This window comes from Chelativorans sp. ZYF759, assembly GCF_012911015.1.
In the GTDB taxonomy this organism is placed as follows: Bacteria; Pseudomonadota; Alphaproteobacteria; order Rhizobiales; family Rhizobiaceae; genus ZYF759.
This window is the reverse complement of the sequence record NZ_WVVV01000001.1, coordinates 467,294-483,278: the sequence shown is the minus strand read 5'-3', so window position 1 is coordinate 483,278 and position 15,985 is coordinate 467,294. Positions and strand designations below refer to the sequence as shown.

The 15,985-nt window shown below is 66.2% G+C and carries 16 protein-coding genes; 9 read left to right on the top strand and 7 right to left on the bottom strand.

The window, feature by feature from the left end; all coding sequences use genetic code 11:
- Nucleotides 1-133 precede the first annotated feature (133 nt).
- Nucleotides 134-2,824, top strand: coding sequence for an aconitate hydratase AcnA (acnA, locus tag GRZ55_RS02055; protein WP_169285211.1), 2,691 nt, complete (start codon nt 134-136; stop codon nt 2,822-2,824).
- A gap of 74 nt (nt 2,825-2,898) precedes the next feature.
- Here the strand turns inward: acnA and GRZ55_RS02050 are convergent, their stop codons facing one another.
- Nucleotides 2,899-4,077 (bottom strand): MFS transporter, encoded by a 1,179-nt coding sequence (locus GRZ55_RS02050; protein ID WP_210257178.1) that lies wholly within the window; start codon nt 4,075-4,077, stop codon nt 2,899-2,901.
- A 243-nt stretch (nt 4,078-4,320) separates the two neighbouring features.
- On the opposite strand from GRZ55_RS02050, the gene GRZ55_RS02045 reads away from it, so the two are divergent.
- From GRZ55_RS02045 to GRZ55_RS02020, 6 genes are all read left to right on the top strand, one after another.
- Complete coding sequence (locus GRZ55_RS02045; protein ID WP_169285210.1) at nt 4,321-5,217, top strand: SH3 domain-containing protein; 897 nt, start codon at nt 4,321-4,323, stop codon at nt 5,215-5,217.
- Nucleotides 5,218-5,399: 182 nt separating this feature from the next.
- A complete protein-coding gene (gene ccmB, locus GRZ55_RS02040) occupies nt 5,400-6,065 on the top strand; it encodes a heme exporter protein CcmB (protein WP_169285209.1) in 666 nt (221 codons plus the stop codon).
- Nucleotides 6,066-6,160: 95 nt separating this feature from the next.
- On the top strand, nt 6,161-6,934 hold the full coding sequence (locus tag GRZ55_RS02035) for a heme ABC transporter permease (protein ID WP_169285208.1): 774 nt from the start codon (nt 6,161-6,163) through the stop codon (nt 6,932-6,934).
- A complete protein-coding gene (gene ccmD / locus GRZ55_RS02030) occupies nt 6,931-7,095 on the top strand; it encodes a heme exporter protein CcmD (RefSeq protein ID WP_169285207.1) in 165 nt (54 codons plus the stop codon). Before GRZ55_RS02035 ends, ccmD begins: the two co-directional genes overlap by 4 nt.
- Entirely contained in the window at nt 7,092-7,670 is a 579-nt protein-coding gene (locus tag GRZ55_RS02025) for a DsbE family thiol:disulfide interchange protein (RefSeq protein ID WP_169285206.1), read from the top strand. Before ccmD ends, GRZ55_RS02025 begins: the two co-directional genes overlap by 4 nt.
- A complete protein-coding gene (locus tag GRZ55_RS02020; protein ID WP_169285205.1) occupies nt 7,667-8,707 on the top strand; it encodes a DUF2332 domain-containing protein in 1,041 nt (346 codons plus the stop codon). Before GRZ55_RS02025 ends, GRZ55_RS02020 begins: the two co-directional genes overlap by 4 nt.
- A 3-nt stretch (nt 8,708-8,710) precedes the next feature.
- On the opposite strand, the gene GRZ55_RS02015 is transcribed toward GRZ55_RS02020, so the two are convergent.
- The 6 genes from GRZ55_RS02015 to GRZ55_RS01990 form a co-directional block, all read right to left on the bottom strand.
- A complete protein-coding gene (locus tag GRZ55_RS02015) occupies nt 8,711-9,325 on the bottom strand; it encodes a pyridoxamine 5'-phosphate oxidase family protein (protein ID WP_169285204.1) in 615 nt (204 codons plus the stop codon).
- Between the two features lie 9 nt (nt 9,326-9,334).
- Entirely contained in the window at nt 9,335-9,991 is a 657-nt protein-coding gene (locus GRZ55_RS02010) for a septation protein A (protein WP_169285203.1), read from the bottom strand.
- Nucleotides 9,988-11,574 carry a signal recognition particle-docking protein FtsY gene (ftsY, locus tag GRZ55_RS02005; protein WP_169285202.1) on the bottom strand — a complete coding sequence of 529 codons (1,587 nt, stop codon included), beginning with the start codon at nt 11,572-11,574 and terminating at the stop codon, nt 9,988-9,990. The genes GRZ55_RS02010 and ftsY overlap by 4 nt, the downstream gene beginning before the upstream one ends.
- Nucleotides 11,574-12,857, bottom strand: a complete 1,284-nt coding sequence (gene mtaB, locus GRZ55_RS02000) for a tRNA (N(6)-L-threonylcarbamoyladenosine(37)-C(2))-methylthiotransferase MtaB (RefSeq protein WP_169285201.1) — start codon at nt 12,855-12,857, stop codon at nt 11,574-11,576. Before mtaB ends, ftsY begins: the two co-directional genes overlap by 1 nt.
- Nucleotides 12,857-13,738 (bottom strand): diaminopimelate epimerase, encoded by an 882-nt coding sequence (gene dapF / locus GRZ55_RS01995; RefSeq protein WP_169285200.1) that lies wholly within the window; start codon nt 13,736-13,738, stop codon nt 12,857-12,859. Before dapF ends, mtaB begins: the two co-directional genes overlap by 1 nt.
- Before the next feature lie 72 nt (nt 13,739-13,810).
- A complete protein-coding gene (locus GRZ55_RS01990) occupies nt 13,811-13,972 on the bottom strand; it encodes a DUF1328 family protein (RefSeq protein WP_169285199.1) in 162 nt (53 codons plus the stop codon).
- Nucleotides 13,973-14,172: 200 nt separating this feature from the next.
- Between GRZ55_RS01990 and GRZ55_RS01985 the strand changes: the two genes are divergently transcribed.
- On the top strand, nt 14,173-14,766 hold the full coding sequence (locus GRZ55_RS01985) for a protease inhibitor Inh/omp19 family protein (RefSeq protein WP_169285198.1): 594 nt from the start codon (nt 14,173-14,175) through the stop codon (nt 14,764-14,766).
- A 6-nt stretch (nt 14,767-14,772) separates the two neighbouring features.
- Nucleotides 14,773-15,960 (top strand): cell division protein ZapE, encoded by a 1,188-nt coding sequence (gene zapE / locus GRZ55_RS01980; RefSeq protein ID WP_169285197.1) that lies wholly within the window; start codon nt 14,773-14,775, stop codon nt 15,958-15,960.
- The last annotated feature ends 25 nt before the right edge of the window (nt 15,961-15,985 follow it).

Sequence of the window (15,985 nt, the reverse complement as noted above, 5' to 3'; positions counted from 1 at the left end):
TTGCGCCGAGCTTGCGCTGCCAAACACAGCGCGGGGAACGGACAGCGGAAATGATCGCACCCGCACCTTTGCGCTATTCATGCACACTGGCGTCCGGTCCCCTCGGCAACCGACAGTTAGCTAGGGATCGCCAGTGTCAAATTCGCTCGACAGCTTCAAATGCCGCAAGATCCTTTCCGTCAACGGAAAGGATCACGTCTATTTCGACCTCAAGGAGGCGGAGAAGAACGGGCTTGCCGGTGTGACCCGCCTGCCCTTCTCGATGAAGGTGCTGCTCGAGAACCTGCTGCGCAACGAGGACGGCCGCTCCGTCACCAAGGAATCGATCGAGGCCGTCGCGAAGTGGCTGGACGACAAGGGCACCGCCGGCGTCGAGATCGCCTATCGCCCGGCCCGCGTCCTGATGCAGGATTTCACCGGCGTTCCCGCGGTGGTCGATCTGGCGGCGATGCGCGATGCGATGGCATCGCTCGGCGGCGACCCGGAAAAGATCAACCCGCTGGTGCCGGTCGACCTCGTCATCGACCATTCGGTGATCGTCGACGAGTTCGGCACGCCGCTCGCCTTCGCCCGCAATGTGGAACTGGAATACCAGCGCAACCAGGAGCGCTACAAATTCCTGAAATGGGGCCAGCAGGCGTTCCGCAACTTCCGCGTCGTGCCGCCCGGCACCGGCATCTGCCACCAGGTGAACCTCGAATATCTGGGCCAGGTCGTGTGGACCAATGACGAGACCGGCGAGACGGTCGCCTATCCCGACACCTGCGTAGGCACCGACAGCCACACCACCATGATCAACGGCCTCGGCGTGCTCGGCTGGGGCGTGGGCGGCATCGAGGCAGAGGCCGCCATGCTCGGCCAGCCCGTGTCGATGCTCCTGCCCGAGGTGATCGGCTTCCGCCTGACCGGCAGGCTGAAGGAAGGCGTGACCGCGACCGATCTGGTGCTGACCGTCACCCAGATGCTGCGCAAGAAGGGCGTGGTCGGCAAGTTCGTCGAATTCTTCGGCGAGGGCCTCGCCAACATGACGCTGGCCGACCGGGCCACCATCGGCAACATGGCACCCGAATATGGCGCCACCTGCGGCTTCTTCCCGGTCGACGGCGAAACCGTGCGCTACATGGAGAATTCCGGCCGCGACACCGATCGTCTGGCGCTGGTCGAGGCCTATTGCAAGGCGCAGGGCATGTGGCGCGAGAACGGCATGGAAGACCCCGTCTTCACCGACACGCTGGAGCTCGACCTGGGCGACGTCGTGCCTTCCATGGCCGGACCGAAGCGGCCTGAAGGCCGCGTGGCGCTGGGCGACATCGCGGCGGGTTTCGAGGCTGCGATGGCCAGCGAATACAAGAAGACCGGCGATCTGGAGAAGCGTTACCCGGTCAAGGACACCGACCACGATCTCGGCCACGGCGACGTGGCGATCGCGGCGATCACCTCGTGCACCAACACCTCCAACCCGAGCGTGCTGATCGGCGCCGGACTGCTGGCCCGCAACGCCAACCGGCTGGGCCTCAAGCAGAAGCCGTGGGTCAAGACCTCGCTCGCGCCCGGCAGCCAGGTGGTGGCCGAATATCTCGAGAAGGCCGGCCTGCAGAAGGAGCTCGACCAGCTCGGCTTCAACCTGGTCGGCTTCGGCTGCACCACCTGCATCGGCAATTCCGGCCCGCTGCCGCTGCCGATCTCCGAGACGATCAACGACAAGGGCCTGATCGCCGCCTCCGTCCTGTCGGGCAACCGCAATTTCGAGGGCCGCGTGTCGCCCGACGTGCAGGCGAACTATCTCGCCTCGCCGCCGCTGGTCGTCGCCTACGCGCTGGCCGGCTCGGTCAAGATCGACCTGACCACCGAGCCGCTCGGCGAGGATCGCGACGGCAACCCGGTCTATCTCAAGGACATCTGGCCGACTTCGCTGGAGATCAACGAGTTCATCGAGAAGCACGTGACCCGCGAGCTCTTCGCCTCGCGCTATGCCGACGTGTTCAAGGGCGACGAGAACTGGCAGAAGGTGCAGGCACCTGCCGGCCAGACCTATGCCTGGGACGACCACTCCACCTATGTGCAGAACCCGCCCTATTTCTCCGGCATGGACAAGACGCCGCGGGCGGCAGGCGACATCAAGGGTGCGCGCATCCTGGGCCTGTTCGGCGACAAGATCACCACCGACCACATCTCGCCCGCCGGCTCCATCAAGGCGGCATCGCCCGCCGGCAAGTACCTCATGGACAACGGCGTCGAGGTGGTGGACTTCAACCAGTACGGCACGCGGCGCGGCAATCACGAGGTGATGATGCGCGGCACCTTCGCCAATATCCGCATCCGCAACCACATGCTGGGCGAGAATGGGCGCGAGGGCGGCTACACGATCCACTATCCGTCCAAGGACGAGCTGTCGATCTATGACGCAGCCATGCGCTACAAGGAGGAGGGCGTGCCGCTGGTCGTCTTCGCCGGCGTCGAATACGGCAACGGCTCCTCGCGCGACTGGGCGGCCAAGGGCACGAACCTTCTGGGCGTGCGGGCGGTCATCGCCCAGAGCTTCGAGCGCATCCACCGCTCGAACCTCGTCGGCATGGGCGTCATCCCCTTCGTCATGGAAGAGGGCGTCTCCTGGGCCTCGCTCAACCTCAAGGGCGACGAGACGGTGAGCATCGAGGGCCTCGATGCGATCAAGCCGCGCGCCATGATGACGGCGAAGATCACCTATTCGGACGGCACCACCAAGGACATCACTGTGCACTGCCGGATCGATACGCTGGACGAGCTGGACTATTTCCGCAATGGCGGGATCCTGCACTACGTGCTGCGCGACCTGGTGGCCTGATCGGCCGCGCACCGCAAGACGCGAGGCCCGGGCAATGCCCGGGCCTTTTTCGTTTCAGGCTGACCGGCTGCCGCCTAGCCCTTGTCGAGCGACGCGCTGAAATCGGCGCTGCGCGCCAGCCTCGCGGACATGGCCACGATGCACAGCAGCACCGCCAGCACGGCGAAGATCGGCGCGAAGCCGAAATGTTCTCCCACGAAGCCGATCAGCGAAGGAGCCACGAGAATGCCGGAATAGCCCATGGTGGTGACGATGCCGATGCCCGTCCCGGCGACCATGCCGGGCTGGTTGCCGGCTGCCGAAAAGGCGATCGGCACCATGTTGGCGATGCCAAGGCCGGCAACCGCCATCGCCAGGATCGCAATGGCGGGACCGGGCGCGAAACCGGCGCCGGCCATGCCAAGTGCTGCCACGAGGCTCGAGACACGCAGCGTGGCGACAGCGCCGAACCGCCCGCGAATGCCGTCGCCCACGAAGCGCATCACCGCCATGGTGGCCGAGAAGGCGGCGAAGCCGAGCCCGGCCACGGCGATGTCGGCGCCCAGCTCCTGCTTGAGATACAGCGCCCCCCAGTCGAGCACCGTGCCTTCGGGAATCATGGAAAGAAGCGCGATGACGCCGATCAGGTAGATCAGCGGATTGGAAGGAAGGCGCAGCTTCTGGCGCCCGGTCTCCACCGGTCTGTCGCCTTCGACGACATGGCGTGCCGCAAGGGCCACCACGACGAATGCCACGAGGCTGGCCGCGCCGGCATGAGCCAGATTTCCGAATTGCTGGATCACCAGCCCGCCGCTGGCCGCGCCCGCAAAGCCGCCGAGGCTCCAGAAGCCGTGCGAGGACGACATGATGGGCCGGCCGAGCTGGCGTTCGGCGGAGACGGCATTGGCGTTCATCGCCACGTCCATGCCCCCCACCACCGCGCCGAACAGGAACAGCGCCGGCACGGCGACTGCCACATGCGGCAGGAGCGCGACCAGCAGCAACCCGGGCGTGGCGGCGAAGGCAAGCGCCAACAGCACCGGCCGCGACCCGATTCGCCCTATGAGGAACCCGCACCATGGCATGGCGACGAGCGCCCCCAGACCAAGGACCAGGATGAGAAGCCCCAGCGTCGTCTCGCCGATGGCAAGCCGCGACATGAGGGAGGGAATCTGCAGCGCCCAGCCGCCGAGCAGGAAACCGTTGACGAAAAAGGCCGCCGCCACGGCCCAACGGCCGCGCCGCACGGCAATCGAACGATCCAGATGGGTCATGGAGAGCATGTCCGCAGAGAGGAGCAGGCACATCGGCCGCGACGGCCCAGAAAGTCAAGCGTTGGCACGACACGGGTTACGAAGACTTAACCTTTGACGCATGACGGCCACAATCACCCGTCAGACATGAGCCTGCAGGCGGGAGTCGGGTCCGCCTGATCGGTTGAACGAGCGCGACCGGCACGCGCCACACCGATGGGGATAAGACACCAAGTACCGAAATGCCGTGTTGGAGTGTCCGACATGACCGAATTTTTCCGGAAGGCATCGCGCACGCCCGCCTATCCTTCCACACAGATGCCTCGCTTTTCGCCGTTGCGCATGATCCGCCGCCACCCTGTCCGCAGCGCCAGCATCGCCGGCGCCGCCCTGCTGGGTGCCGCTCTGGTGACGCTGGCCCTGCCGCCCCAGACCCCGGCTGAAATCGCGCTTTCCCAGGAGGTTGAGGAAATCGTGGCCGTCGAGGCCGTGGACGCGGAGCTGCCCGCACAGGAGGTGGTCGAATCCGAGGTCGCCGCTCTTGCCAGTGCGCCCCGGCCCACGGTGGAGAAGGCAACCCGCATCGCGTTGCTGGAGCCCACCGACACGGCCCCAGGCCTGCCCGACGAGGCGCGGTGGTCGTCGGCCGGCACGATGCAGCCCTCGCGCACCGCCGCGCGTGAACTGGCCGAGCTTCTGGGCGAGCAGCACGAGCGCGCAACCGATGTCGATGCCTTTGCCCAGGCCTTCGATCTGGAGCCCGACCGCAACGCGACGACGGCCGCGATCGATGCGATGGATGCCGGCGACGCTCGACGCGGCGACGTCGTGGCGATTGCCGAGAGCGACATCGAGGTCGCGGCGCTCGAAAGCCGGCTTGCTAACGAGAACCGCGACGTCTTCGCGCTTGCCGACGGCGACGCCGCTGCATCGGGTCCGATCGGCCAGGGCACCGTGACGAGCCATGTGAACATGCGTGCTGCCCCCGAGAACGATGCCCAGATCCTGAAGGTCCTGCCGCAGAGCGCCTCGGTTTCGATCGTCGACGACTGCCCCAACTGGTGCGAGGTCGAACATGAGGGCGTGCGCGGCTTTGTCTATGGCAGCTTCGTGGACCGCCAGGCGCCTTCTGCGGTCTCGTCGGCAGAAGGCCTGCAATAAGGCGCGCGGCAAATCGCGCCGCCACCGCCTTCACAACCCGTCGGGGACGGGCTAGACCGCTCGCATCCAGGCCGCGCCCTTCTCGCGCGGCCGCGAGGGGCATCGATGACCATCCGCGCCGCGCCGACAGGCCATGATCCGCGCAGTACCGGCGCCGCCGAAACGCCGGCGGGCTGATCCACATGCGCGCGCTTTTTCTCCGTGATGTGAGGCTGGGCATCCGTGCCGGCGGCGGCGCGCTGGTGGGCGTGCTGTTTTTCCTGGCCGTCATTGCCGTCGTGCCATTCGGGGTCGGACCCGACCTCAACCTGCTCGCCCGTATCGGACCGGCCATCCTCTGGATCGGCGCGTTGCTCGCCGGCCTGCTCGGCCTCGATCGCCTGTTCCAGGCCGATCGGGAGGACGGGTCGCTCGACCTCCTGATCCTTGCCGGTGACCGTCACATGCTGGCCTTCACCGTCTTCATCAAATGCCTGGCCCACTGGACCGCAGCCATCCTGCCTCTCGTCATTGCGGCGCCGGTACTGGGCGTGTTCATGAACATGGACCCTGCGGGCATCGGCGCGGCCACTCTGACCCTGGCGGTGGGCACGCCGGCACTGGCCTTCATCGGCGCGGTGGGCGCGGCAGTGGCCGTCTCGCTGCCGCGCGGCGGTCTCCTGGTTTCGGTCTTGGTCCTGCCACTGGCCATCCCCGTGCTGATCTTCGGCGTCGCGGCCAGCTACGGCGCAACCACGGACCCGCAGCCCTTCTGGCCGCCTTTCCTTATTCTTGCCGCTCTGAGCCTGTTTTTCGCGGTGATCGGCCCCCTCGCCGCCAGCCTGGCGCTCAAGGCCAATGCAGACTGAAACCGGCCACGGGACCGCGACACATCGCCCCCGGGTCACGCCGGATTGATTGCCGTCAATTGCATGGCCGTTGCGGCCGGTTTATTGAGGACGCCATGAGCGATACCGCCACCCCGATCCGCAGCTGGATGGACGTAGCCAACCCTACCCGCTTTCTTTCGATTGCAGGGTGGCTGATCCCGTGGGTGGGGGCAATCGCCGCACTCGTGCTGGCGGTGGGACTGTATATGAGCTTCACCGCGCCGCAGGACTACCAGCAGGGCGAGACCGTGCGCATCATGTATGTGCATGTGCCCTTTGCCTGGCTGTCCATGCTCTGCTACTCGCTGATGGCGGCGTCCGCGCTGGGAACACTGGTCTGGCGGCATCCGCTGGCCGACGTCTCGCTCAAGGCGGCGGCGCCGCTGGGAGCGGCATTCACCTTCATCGCTCTCGTCACCGGTTCGATCTGGGGCAAGCCCATGTGGGGCACCTGGTGGGTCTGGGATGCGCGTCTCACCTCCGTCTTCGTGCTGTTCCTGCTCTATCTCGGCATCATCGCCCTGACGCGGGCGCTGGACGACCCGTCCCGATCGGCCAAGGCTGCCGCGATCGTCACGCTTGTAGGCTTCGTCAACATCCCCATCATCCGCTTCTCCGTCGACTGGTGGAACACGCTGCACCAGCCGGCTTCCGTGATCAGGATGGACGGCCCGGCAATTCATCCGACCATGCTGTGGCCGCTGCTGGTCATGGCGCTGGGCTTTTCCCTCCTCTTCGTGGCCTTCCATCTGGTGGCCATGCGCAACGAGATCTGGGCACGGCGCGTGGCCGCGATGCGGCGACTGGCAGCGCGCGGCGCCGACCGTGCGCCGAGGGGCCCCGCATGACGCATGAGGCCTATGTCTTCGCCGCCTATGCGGCCACCTTCCTGGTGCTGGCAGGCATTGCCGGCTGGCTGATGCTCGACCATCGTTTCCGGCGACGCGAACTGGCGGAATTGGAGGCGCGCGGAATCAGGCGGCGCTCGGACCGCAAGGAAACGCCGTGAGCACCGAGACCGAAACTCCGGCGCCGCGGCGGCGCCTGTGGCCGGCACTTCTGCCCCTGATGGTGTTCATGGCGCTGGCGGGCCTTTTCCTGCTGCAGCTCCTGTCGGGTCGCGACGCCTCCGTGGTGCCCTCGGCGCTGATCGGGGCCGAGGCGCCGGCAACCAATCTGCCGCCCCTCGATAACTCGCCACTGCCGGGCATCGACTCGGCCAGCTTCGAAGGGCAGGTGACGCTGGTCAATGTCTGGGCCTCCTGGTGCGTGCCGTGCAGGCAGGAACACCCCTATTTGATGGCGCTGGCCGAGGATGGTCGCGTGACCATCGCCGGCATCAACTACAAGGACCGGCCGGAGAATGCGCGCCGCTTCCTGGGCGAGCTCGGCAACCCGTTCGATGCGATCGGGGTCGATGGCTCGGGACGCACCGCGATCGACTGGGGTGTCTATGGCGTGCCGGAGACCTTCCTAGTGGGGCGCGACGGCACGATCGTCTACAAGCATGTCGGACCCTTCACCGCCGCCTCCTTCCGCGAGGAACTGGTGCCGGCGATCGAGGCGGCACTGGCGGCTGAATGAGCGCATTCCCGAAGGACCATTTCGAATCCCAGGCGAGGGCATGCGACCGGCTCGGCTCGCCCTTCACGGCCCGCATATGCCGGCTGCTAGCCGACCTGCTCGACGAGGCCACCGCTACGGGCCAAAAGGCCCTGAACTGGCAAGGCGATCCTGGCGCCGACGCGCTCGCCCTGCGGCTGTGCGGCGCCCTGCATGCGCTGGTGCTTTCCGGGGCTGACGACGAACTTGCGGCACAATATCCGCCAAACCGGACGGAGGAGGGCGTCTTGCGCGAGGCGGTCCAGGCCGCGCTCCGCCGCCACGACGCCTTCATTTGCGGCTTCATCGACTCCCCGCCGCAGACCAACGAGATCGCGCGATCGGCGATGCTGTTGCCGGGCCTGCTGCTGGTCGCGCGCGAAACGGGCATGGGGCTCGCCCTCGGCGAGATCGGCGCCAGCGCGGGCCTCAACCTCAATCTCGACCGGTTCGACTACGGCTATGAAAACGAAAGCTGGGGCGCGGCGACCTCGCCGGTCAAGCTGTCGCCGCAGGTGGAAGGCGCGCCGCCGCCTCTCGACGGGCGGCTGGCCATCGTCGCCCGTGCAGGCTGCGACCGCATGCCGGTCGACATCGCCGATCCCGGCCAGCGGCTTCGCCTGAAGGCCTATCTCTGGCCGGATCAGCCCCATCGCATGGACCGGCTGGAGGCGGCCATGAAGGTTGCCGAGCAGCATCCCTTCCGGTTGACCGGTGAGGATGCGGCGGATTTCGTCGAGCGGGAACTGGCGGCGCGACCGGATGGCGCCGCCTATGTGCTGATGCACTCGATCATGTGGCAATACATGCCGGAGACGACCAAGGCGCGCATCGAGACCGCGCTCGAACAGGCTGGCGCAAGAGCCACGGACGCCGCGCCCCTGGCGCATCTGCGCATGGAGCCCACGCCGGGGGAAAGCGGTCATGCGGTCTTGTCGCTGACCCTCTGGCCAGGCGGCGCCACCCGGCGTCTGGCCAGGGTGGATTTCCACGGGCGCTGGATCGCCTGGGAAGGCTGAGGCCTACCACATCGACTTGGCGTAGGCCTGGTCGAGCCCGTCATCCAGCTGCCGGGCCGATTCCGAAAGCGCCACCTGATCGCGCAGGATCTGGCCCAGCGTCGGCAGGGTCTCGCGCGCAGGCCAGCTTTCCGGCGCCCACAGCTTGGAGCGCATGAAGGCCTTCGCGCAGTGCATGTAGCAGGCCTTGATCTCGACCACCAGGACGGTAGCGGGCACGCGGCCTTCGATGGCGAATGTCTCGCGCAGGGCCATATCGGCGGTGATGCGCCCGAGCCCGTTGACGCGCAGGGTCTCGTTCATCCCGGGGATGACGAACAGAAGGCCGACAGCAGGATTTTCGATCACGTTCTCGAACGTATCGAGTCGGTTGTTCCCGGGGCGGTCGGGGATGGCGATGGTGGTGTCGTCGAGGATCGCGACGAAACCGGGCCTGTCACCCTTCGGCGTCACGTCACCATTGCCGGCCATGTCCGACGAGCCGATCAGCACGAACGGGCTGCGCGCGATGAAGGCCTTTGAATGATGGTCGAGCGCCGGCAGCGCCTTCTTGATCGCCAGGACATGCGCGGCGCCATAATGGGCGCGGAGTTCCTCGCGGCTGGTGATGAAATCCATTTCTCTCCCCTACTCCGCCGGCTGCTTTTCCTCACCCAGCGCGTGACGCATGATGAGCGGCATCTGCGCCATCGTAAAGGCGATCGTGATGGGCATCGTGCCCCACACCTTGAAGGCGACCCAGAAATCGGTCGAGAAGCCGCGCCACACGACTTCGTTCAGGACGGCGAGGAAGAAGAAGAACCAGCCCCAGCGCAAGGTCAGCTTGCGCCAGCCCTCGGCGTCGAGCTTGAAGGCGCTGTCGAAGACATAGCCGAGCAGCGGCTTGCCGAAGAACAGGCCGCCCAGCAGCACGGCGCCGAACAGCGAATTGACGATGGTCGGCTTCATCTTGATGAAGATCTCGTCCTGGAGATAGAGCGTCAGCGCGCCGAACACGAAGACGACGATGCCGGAGACGAGCGGCATGATCGGCAGGCTGCGCACGAGCAGCCAGGAGACTGACAAGGATATCGCCATGGCGACCATGAACAGGGCAGTGGCGATGAAAAGCGGGCCGCCGAGCTCACCCAGCGCGGGGAAGCGCTCGGCCAGCCATTCGCCCCGCGCATTGGCGAAGAAGAAGACCATCAGCGGTCCCAGTTCCAGCGCCAGCTTCAGCACCGGATGGATTTCTTCCTTCTTCTTCGGATCGCTCGGGTCGCGCTCGAGGATACGTTCGCTCATTCCGATACTCCCGCGATCGCCTTTGCGAAGTCGCTTGCCGAAAAGGGTTCCAGATCGTCGACCTGTTCGCCGACGCCGATGAAATAGACGGGCAGCTTGTGCTTGGCCGCGATCGCCACGAGAATGCCGCCGCGCGCCGTGCCGTCAAGCTTGGTCATGACCAGCCCGTTGACGCCTGCAACATTCTTGAAGATTTCGACCTGATTAAGGGCATTCTGGCCGGTCGTCGCATCGACCGTCTGCAACACCGTGTGCGGCGCCTCCGGATCGAGCTTGCGCAGCACCCGCACGATCTTCTCGAGTTCCGCCATCAGCTCGGTCTTGTTCTGCAGCCGGCCGGCCGTGTCGATGATGAGCACGTCGGACCCGGAAGCCCGCGCCTTTTCGAAGGCCTCGTAGGCGAGCCCCGCGGCATCGGCGCCATGTTTCGTAGAAATCACCACCGAATTGGTGCGGTCGCCCCAGATTCTCAGCTGCTCGATCGCCGCGGCCCGGAAAGTGTCGCCGGCGGCCAGCATGACGGAGAGACCACCGGCCGTCAGCTTGGCGGCCAGCTTGCCGATGGTCGTGGTCTTGCCGGTGCCGTTGACGCCAACGACGAGAATCACGTGTGGCTTGTGGGAAAGATCGAGTTCGAGCGGCAGTGCGACGGGCGCCAACACCTTCTCGATCTCGGCAGACATGATGGCCCGCACTTCCACATCCGACACGTCCTTGCCGTAGCGGCCGACCGAAAGCGCGTCGGTGACGCGCATTGCGGTGTCGATGCCGAGATCGGCGCGGATGAGCACGTCTTCCAGATCCTGGAGCGTATCCTCGTCGAGCTTGCGCTTGTTGAAGACGCCCGCGATCTGGTCGCCCAGCTCGCGCGAGGACCGCGACAGACCTTCGCGCAGCCGCTGGAACCATGGCTTTCTCGCTTCGGGTGCCGAGGCCGACAGGGGCGCTTCGGGCACCGCGCGCTCGACGTCCCGCGCGATCCGCACCCTTCCGGCATCGGACGGGCGCGGCGGCTCGGGCAGCGGCGAGGGTTCGGGCGCGATCTCCTCGCGCAGGGGGTCGGCATGGATGGGCTCGACCTGGCGGATCGGCGGCGCGATCTCGGCGGCGGGCGCGGTTTCGGCCGGGGGAGGGACGACCGCCGGTTCCGAGGCTTCTTCGGGCTGGGGAGTTGCCACCTCGGGAGAGGCAGCCTCGACCGGGGAAGGCGTCTCCTCCGTCGCGGGCGGTACGGATGGCTGCGGCCTGGCCGGCTCCTCGACGGGAACTGGCGGTTCCGCTTGCGGCGGCAAAGGTTCGGCGGGCGTCTCGACGATCGGCGGGGCTTCGGAAACGGGCGCTGGCGAATGCGTCGGCTCGGCATCGGCGCGGTCGGTGACCAGGAAGGAGGGCACCGGCCCTTCGACGGGCTTTTCCGCCTCGGATACGGCTCTTGCTTCTTCGGGCGGTGGCGCCGGCGGGACGGGCGCCGCAGGCGCTGGCGCGGCTTCCAAGCTCTCGGTGGGCCCTGCCTCTTCGGCGGGCGTCGGCTCGGCTTCCTTCTTGCCGAAGGAAAATACTTTCTTGATGAAACCGAAAGCCATCAGGCCGCCTCTGCTTCCACTGCGGCTGCGATCAGCCTCTCGCCGTCATGCCCGGCAATCGTCGCCTCAACGATCTCGCCGGGGCTCCCGTGGTCGATCGAACACAAGGTGAAACCTTCCGTCCGGCCCAGACCCTCGCGCTCGATGAGGATGCGCTGCCGCGTCCCGCCGAGTGACGAAAGATGACGTGCATAGGCATCCCCAGCCGCCTGCCGCAACATGGCGGCACGTTCCTTTACCAGCCTGCGCGGCAGTTGCGGCATGCGGGCCGCCGGCGTTCCCTCGCGCGGCGAGAACGGGAAGACGTGCAGATGGGTGAGTCCGCATTGCTCGACGATCGCGAGCGAATTGGCGAACATCGCGTCGGTCTCGGTCGGGAAGCCGGCGATGATATCGGCCCCGAAGACGATATCGGGGCGCACGGCCCGGATGTCGGCGCAGAAACGGATGGAATCGTCGCGGCCGTGGCGCCGCTTCATGCGCTTGAGGATCATGTCGTCGCCATGCTGCAGCGACAGGTGCAGATGCGGCATCAGCCGCGTCTCCGAGGCTATGGCCTCCAGCAGTTCCGCATCCGCTTCGATGGAATCGATCGAGGAAAGCCGCAGCCGCGCCAGATCGGGTATCTGTCTCAGGATGGTCGCCACGAGCCGGCCGAGGCGCGGCTTGCCGGGCAGGTCTGCGCCATAGCTCGTCATGTCGACGCCGGTCAGCACCACTTCGGCGTAGCCATTGTCGACCAGCCGCCTGACCTGGTCGACGACCGCGCCCATCGGAACGGAGCGCGAGTTTCCGCGCCCGAACGGGATGATGCAGAAGGTGCAGCGGTGGTCGCAGCCGTTCTGGACCTGCACGAAGGCACGGGCCCGGCCCTCGATGGCATCGACCATGTGGCCCGCGGTCTCGGTGACCGACATGATGTCGTTGACGCGGGCCTTTTCGAAGTGATTGACGCCAAAATCCGGCAGCGCCCGATAATTATGGGCCTTCAGCTTTTCTTCATTGCCGAGAACGAGATCGACCTCCTCCATCTCGGTGAAGGTGGCGGCCTCCGTCTGGGCCGCGCAGCCGGTGACGATGATCCGCGCGGCCGGGTTGTCGCGGCGCGCCTTGCGGATCGTCTGGCGGGCCTGGCGCACGGCCTCGGCAGTCACCGCGCAGGTGTTGACCACGATGGCGCCGCCCGCCAGTTCGCCGAGCCCGGCCTTTTCCGCCTCGCCGCGCATGACTTCGGATTCATAGGCGTTGAGCCGGCAACCGAAAGTGACGATCTCGACCGCCATCAGGCCACGTCCTGGACGTCGCGCTGCCAGGCACCGGTCGACGGATCGAGCGTGCCGGAGAATTCCCACTCGGCGGGGCCGGTCATGATGACGTGGTTGTCCTCGCGCCACGAGATCTGCAGATCGCCGCCCGGGACGGTGACCGTCACGTTCCGGCCCGTGCGTCCGGTGCGGGCGGCCGAGACCGCCGCGGCGCAGGCGGCCGTGCCGCAGGCACGCGTCAAGCCCGCCCCCCGCTCCCAGGTGCGCAAAGCGAGCGCCGTCGGTGCGGTCACGCGGGCGATCGAGATATTGGCGCGTTCGGGAAAGATGGGATGGTTTTCCAGCATCGGGCCGAACCGTTCCAGATCGTAGGACCAGACGTCCCGATCAACCCAGAAGATCGCATGGGGGTTGCCCATCGAAACGACCGAGGGCGAATGCAGCACGGGCGCCTCGATCGGACCGACCTGCAGTTCGATCATCCGCGTATCCGCGAATTCCTCGGCAAGCGGGATGTCCTGCCATGCGAGGCGGGGCACGCCCATGTCGACGGAGATCGAGCCGTCATCATGTTCCTCCGCGGCAAGAATGCCGGCAATCGTCTCGAACGTGAAAACGCGCTGTCCCGTCTCCGCGGCGAGTGCCTGCACCACGCAGCGCATGCCGTTGCCGCATGCCTGGGCGGCAGAGCCGTCGGCATTCAGGATGCGGACGTAACTGGCAGTGCCGGCGGAACGGGGATCATGGACCGCCATGATTTGATCGAACCTCGTCGCGCCGTCGCCTGCGAGAGCAAGCGCGGCCTGCGCGGTCACCTCATCGGTGCGACCACGCATGTCGACAACCAGTATCTGGTTGCCGAGCCCGTTCATCCTGGCAAAGGGGGCGCTGGCCGTCATGATCTCCAGATCCAAGGAACTTCGGGCCTATATGGCCCATCAGGCCTTGTTTTGCCAGACGCCAACCCTGATTCACGCGACCGCGTAGACGCCGAGAAGCATGAGAAGGAACAATACGAGCACCACGCCGATCAGTATCTTGGCGCCTGTGAGCGCGACGCCGGAGATCGCGTTAAGGCCGAGAAGGCCAGCGACAGCGGCGATGACGAGCAGAATTAGAATCCAGTCTAACATGACGACCCCTCGTGATATGTGATCTACATGGAACGGAACGTTTTGACCGCCTGCGAGTTCCGTCGATAGGCGGCACAGGATCGGCCGCAACCAATAATTAACCATGGGGTGGTTGGATTTACCCAAACTTCGCCACTATTCTGGTGATGCAGGGGACATGCAACTGAACCAGCGAAGCCCAGGCTTCGCCGGAGGTGATAATGAATTTTACCAGAATTGGCATACTGACCGCGGCCGTGGCCGCCCTAACGCTCGCCGGCTGTACCAGTGAGCGGTTCTCCGGGGTCAATACGCGCGCGCCGGCTCCCGCACCTGCGCCCCTCATGGCAGCCCCCACAGGCCAGGTCCAGACAGGCCAGTTGCCGCCACCAGGGCAGCCCGGCATGTCGGATGCCTCTCAGTTCCCTGCTCCGCCCGGACAGGAAGACGATTTTGGCAATGGCGAATTCGCCGACACGGAGGGCCGCCCAGACGGCGGCGACCCGCAGATGGCGTCCCTGCCGCCGCAGGGCGCGCAGGAAATCTCCGCTGGCAGTGTCGCGGGCGTCTGGAACGCCTCGGTCGGTGGACAGAGCTGCCGGATCGCCACGCCCCAGACCCGGTTCGGCGAAGGTTTCCGTGCCGGTCCGCTGCGGTGCCCGGCGCCGCTTGACCAGGTGAAATCGTGGAACGTCTCGGGCTCCCAGCTGACGCTCTACGACGAGAGCGGTTCGGCGCTTGCCCGTCTCTTCTCGTCGAGCGGGCGGTTCGAGGGCCAGACCTCGAGCGGCCAGTCGGTTTCCCTGGTCCGCTGACGCCAGGTGGCTCCGGCGCGGGACAAGAACGAGCCGGCCGCCGCCGCGGCCTCGCTCGCGGGCACGCCCGAATTCCGTTCCGTCCGGCAAAGATACGAGCATCTTACCGGCAGTGAGGCACTGCGCCTCGATGCCCTGCAGCTCCGTGTGGCGGAGAAGCTGGATCGCCTGATTTCCGAACTCCGCGCCAAACGTCTCGCGGCGAAGTCGAGTGCGCTGGGCTGGCTGTTCGGCAAACGCAGGGAGACCAGGGATCCCGTCCGCGGCCTCTACATTCATGGCGGGGTCGGGCGCGGCAAGACCATGCTCATGGACATGTTCTTCGAACTGGTGCCTGTGCGACGGAAGAGGCGCGTTCACTTCAACGACTTCATGGCGGACGTTCACGACCGCATTCAGCGTCAGCGCGAAGCCCTCAATCGGGGAGAGACGAAGGAAAAGGACCCGATTCCGCCGATCGCCCGCACACTGGCGGACGAGGCCTGGGTCCTCTGTTTCGACGAATTCGCGGTGTCCGACATCGCCGATGCGATGATCCTGTCGCGCCTGTTCTCGGCTCTGTTCCAACACGGCGTGGTCGTGGTGGCGACCTCGAACGTCGCCCCTGACGACCTCTACAAGGACGGGCTGAATCGGGGCCTTTTCGAACCCTTTATCGGTATCCTGAAACGACATTGCGACGTCTTCGCCCTGGATGGCGATACCGACTACCGCCAGCTCAAGCTGTCCGAACTGCCGGTCTATGTGACGCCACTGGGCGAGGAGGCACGCCAATCGATGGACGCTGCCTGGCAGACCGCGGTCTCGGGTCACGACGAGGGGCCGCGTACGATCGCGGTAAAGGGTCGGCAGGTCCGCATTCCCCAGGCGAATGGAAAGGCGGCCCGGTTCACCTTCGACGACCTGTGCGCCCAGCCGCTCGCCGCGCGCGACTATCTCGCCATTGCCGAGGCATTCGACACGGTCTTCATCGACGACATCCCTGTGCTTCGTCCCGACCAGCGCAACGAGGCCAAGCGGCTGATCCTGCTTATCGACACGCTTTACGACAAGCACATACGGCTTTTCGCGAGCGCGGCCGCCGAGCCGGCGGGCCTGTATCCCGAAGGGACGGGCCGGGAACGTTTCGAATTCGAACGCACCGCCTCGCGACTGGCAGAAATGCGCAGCAGCGAGTGGGGACGGCCTGATTGATGAACGTGTGAAGCGCCTGACGGTA

Excerpts from the sequence above, each read along its gene's own strand:
- GRZ55_RS02050 (WP_210257178.1), bottom strand. The coding sequence starts at position 4,077 with ATGACCCATCTGGATCGTTCGATTGCCGTGCGGCGCGGCCGTTGGGCC.
- GRZ55_RS02045 (WP_169285210.1), top strand. The coding sequence starts at position 4,321 with ATGACCGAATTTTTCCGGAAGGCATCGCGCACGCCCGCCTATCCTTCC.
- ccmB (WP_169285209.1), top strand. The coding sequence starts at position 5,400 with ATGCGCGCGCTTTTTCTCCGTGATGTGAGGCTGGGCATCCGTGCCGGC.
- GRZ55_RS02035 (WP_169285208.1), top strand. The coding sequence starts at position 6,161 with ATGAGCGATACCGCCACCCCGATCCGCAGCTGGATGGACGTAGCCAAC.
- ccmD (WP_169285207.1), top strand. The coding sequence starts at position 6,931 with ATGACGCATGAGGCCTATGTCTTCGCCGCCTATGCGGCCACCTTCCTG.
- GRZ55_RS02020 (WP_169285205.1), top strand. The coding sequence starts at position 7,667 with ATGAGCGCATTCCCGAAGGACCATTTCGAATCCCAGGCGAGGGCATGC.
- GRZ55_RS02015 (WP_169285204.1), bottom strand. The coding sequence starts at position 9,325 with ATGGATTTCATCACCAGCCGCGAGGAACTCCGCGCCCATTATGGCGCC.
- GRZ55_RS02010 (WP_169285203.1), bottom strand. The coding sequence starts at position 9,991 with ATGAGCGAACGTATCCTCGAGCGCGACCCGAGCGATCCGAAGAAGAAG.
- ftsY (WP_169285202.1), bottom strand. The coding sequence starts at position 11,574 with ATGGCTTTCGGTTTCATCAAGAAAGTATTTTCCTTCGGCAAGAAGGAA.
- mtaB (WP_169285201.1), bottom strand. The coding sequence starts at position 12,857 with ATGGCGGTCGAGATCGTCACTTTCGGTTGCCGGCTCAACGCCTATGAA.
- dapF (WP_169285200.1), bottom strand. The coding sequence starts at position 13,738 with ATGACGGCCAGCGCCCCCTTTGCCAGGATGAACGGGCTCGGCAACCAG.
- GRZ55_RS01990 (WP_169285199.1), bottom strand. The coding sequence starts at position 13,972 with ATGTTAGACTGGATTCTAATTCTGCTCGTCATCGCCGCTGTCGCTGGC.
- GRZ55_RS01985 (WP_169285198.1), top strand. The coding sequence starts at position 14,173 with ATGAATTTTACCAGAATTGGCATACTGACCGCGGCCGTGGCCGCCCTA.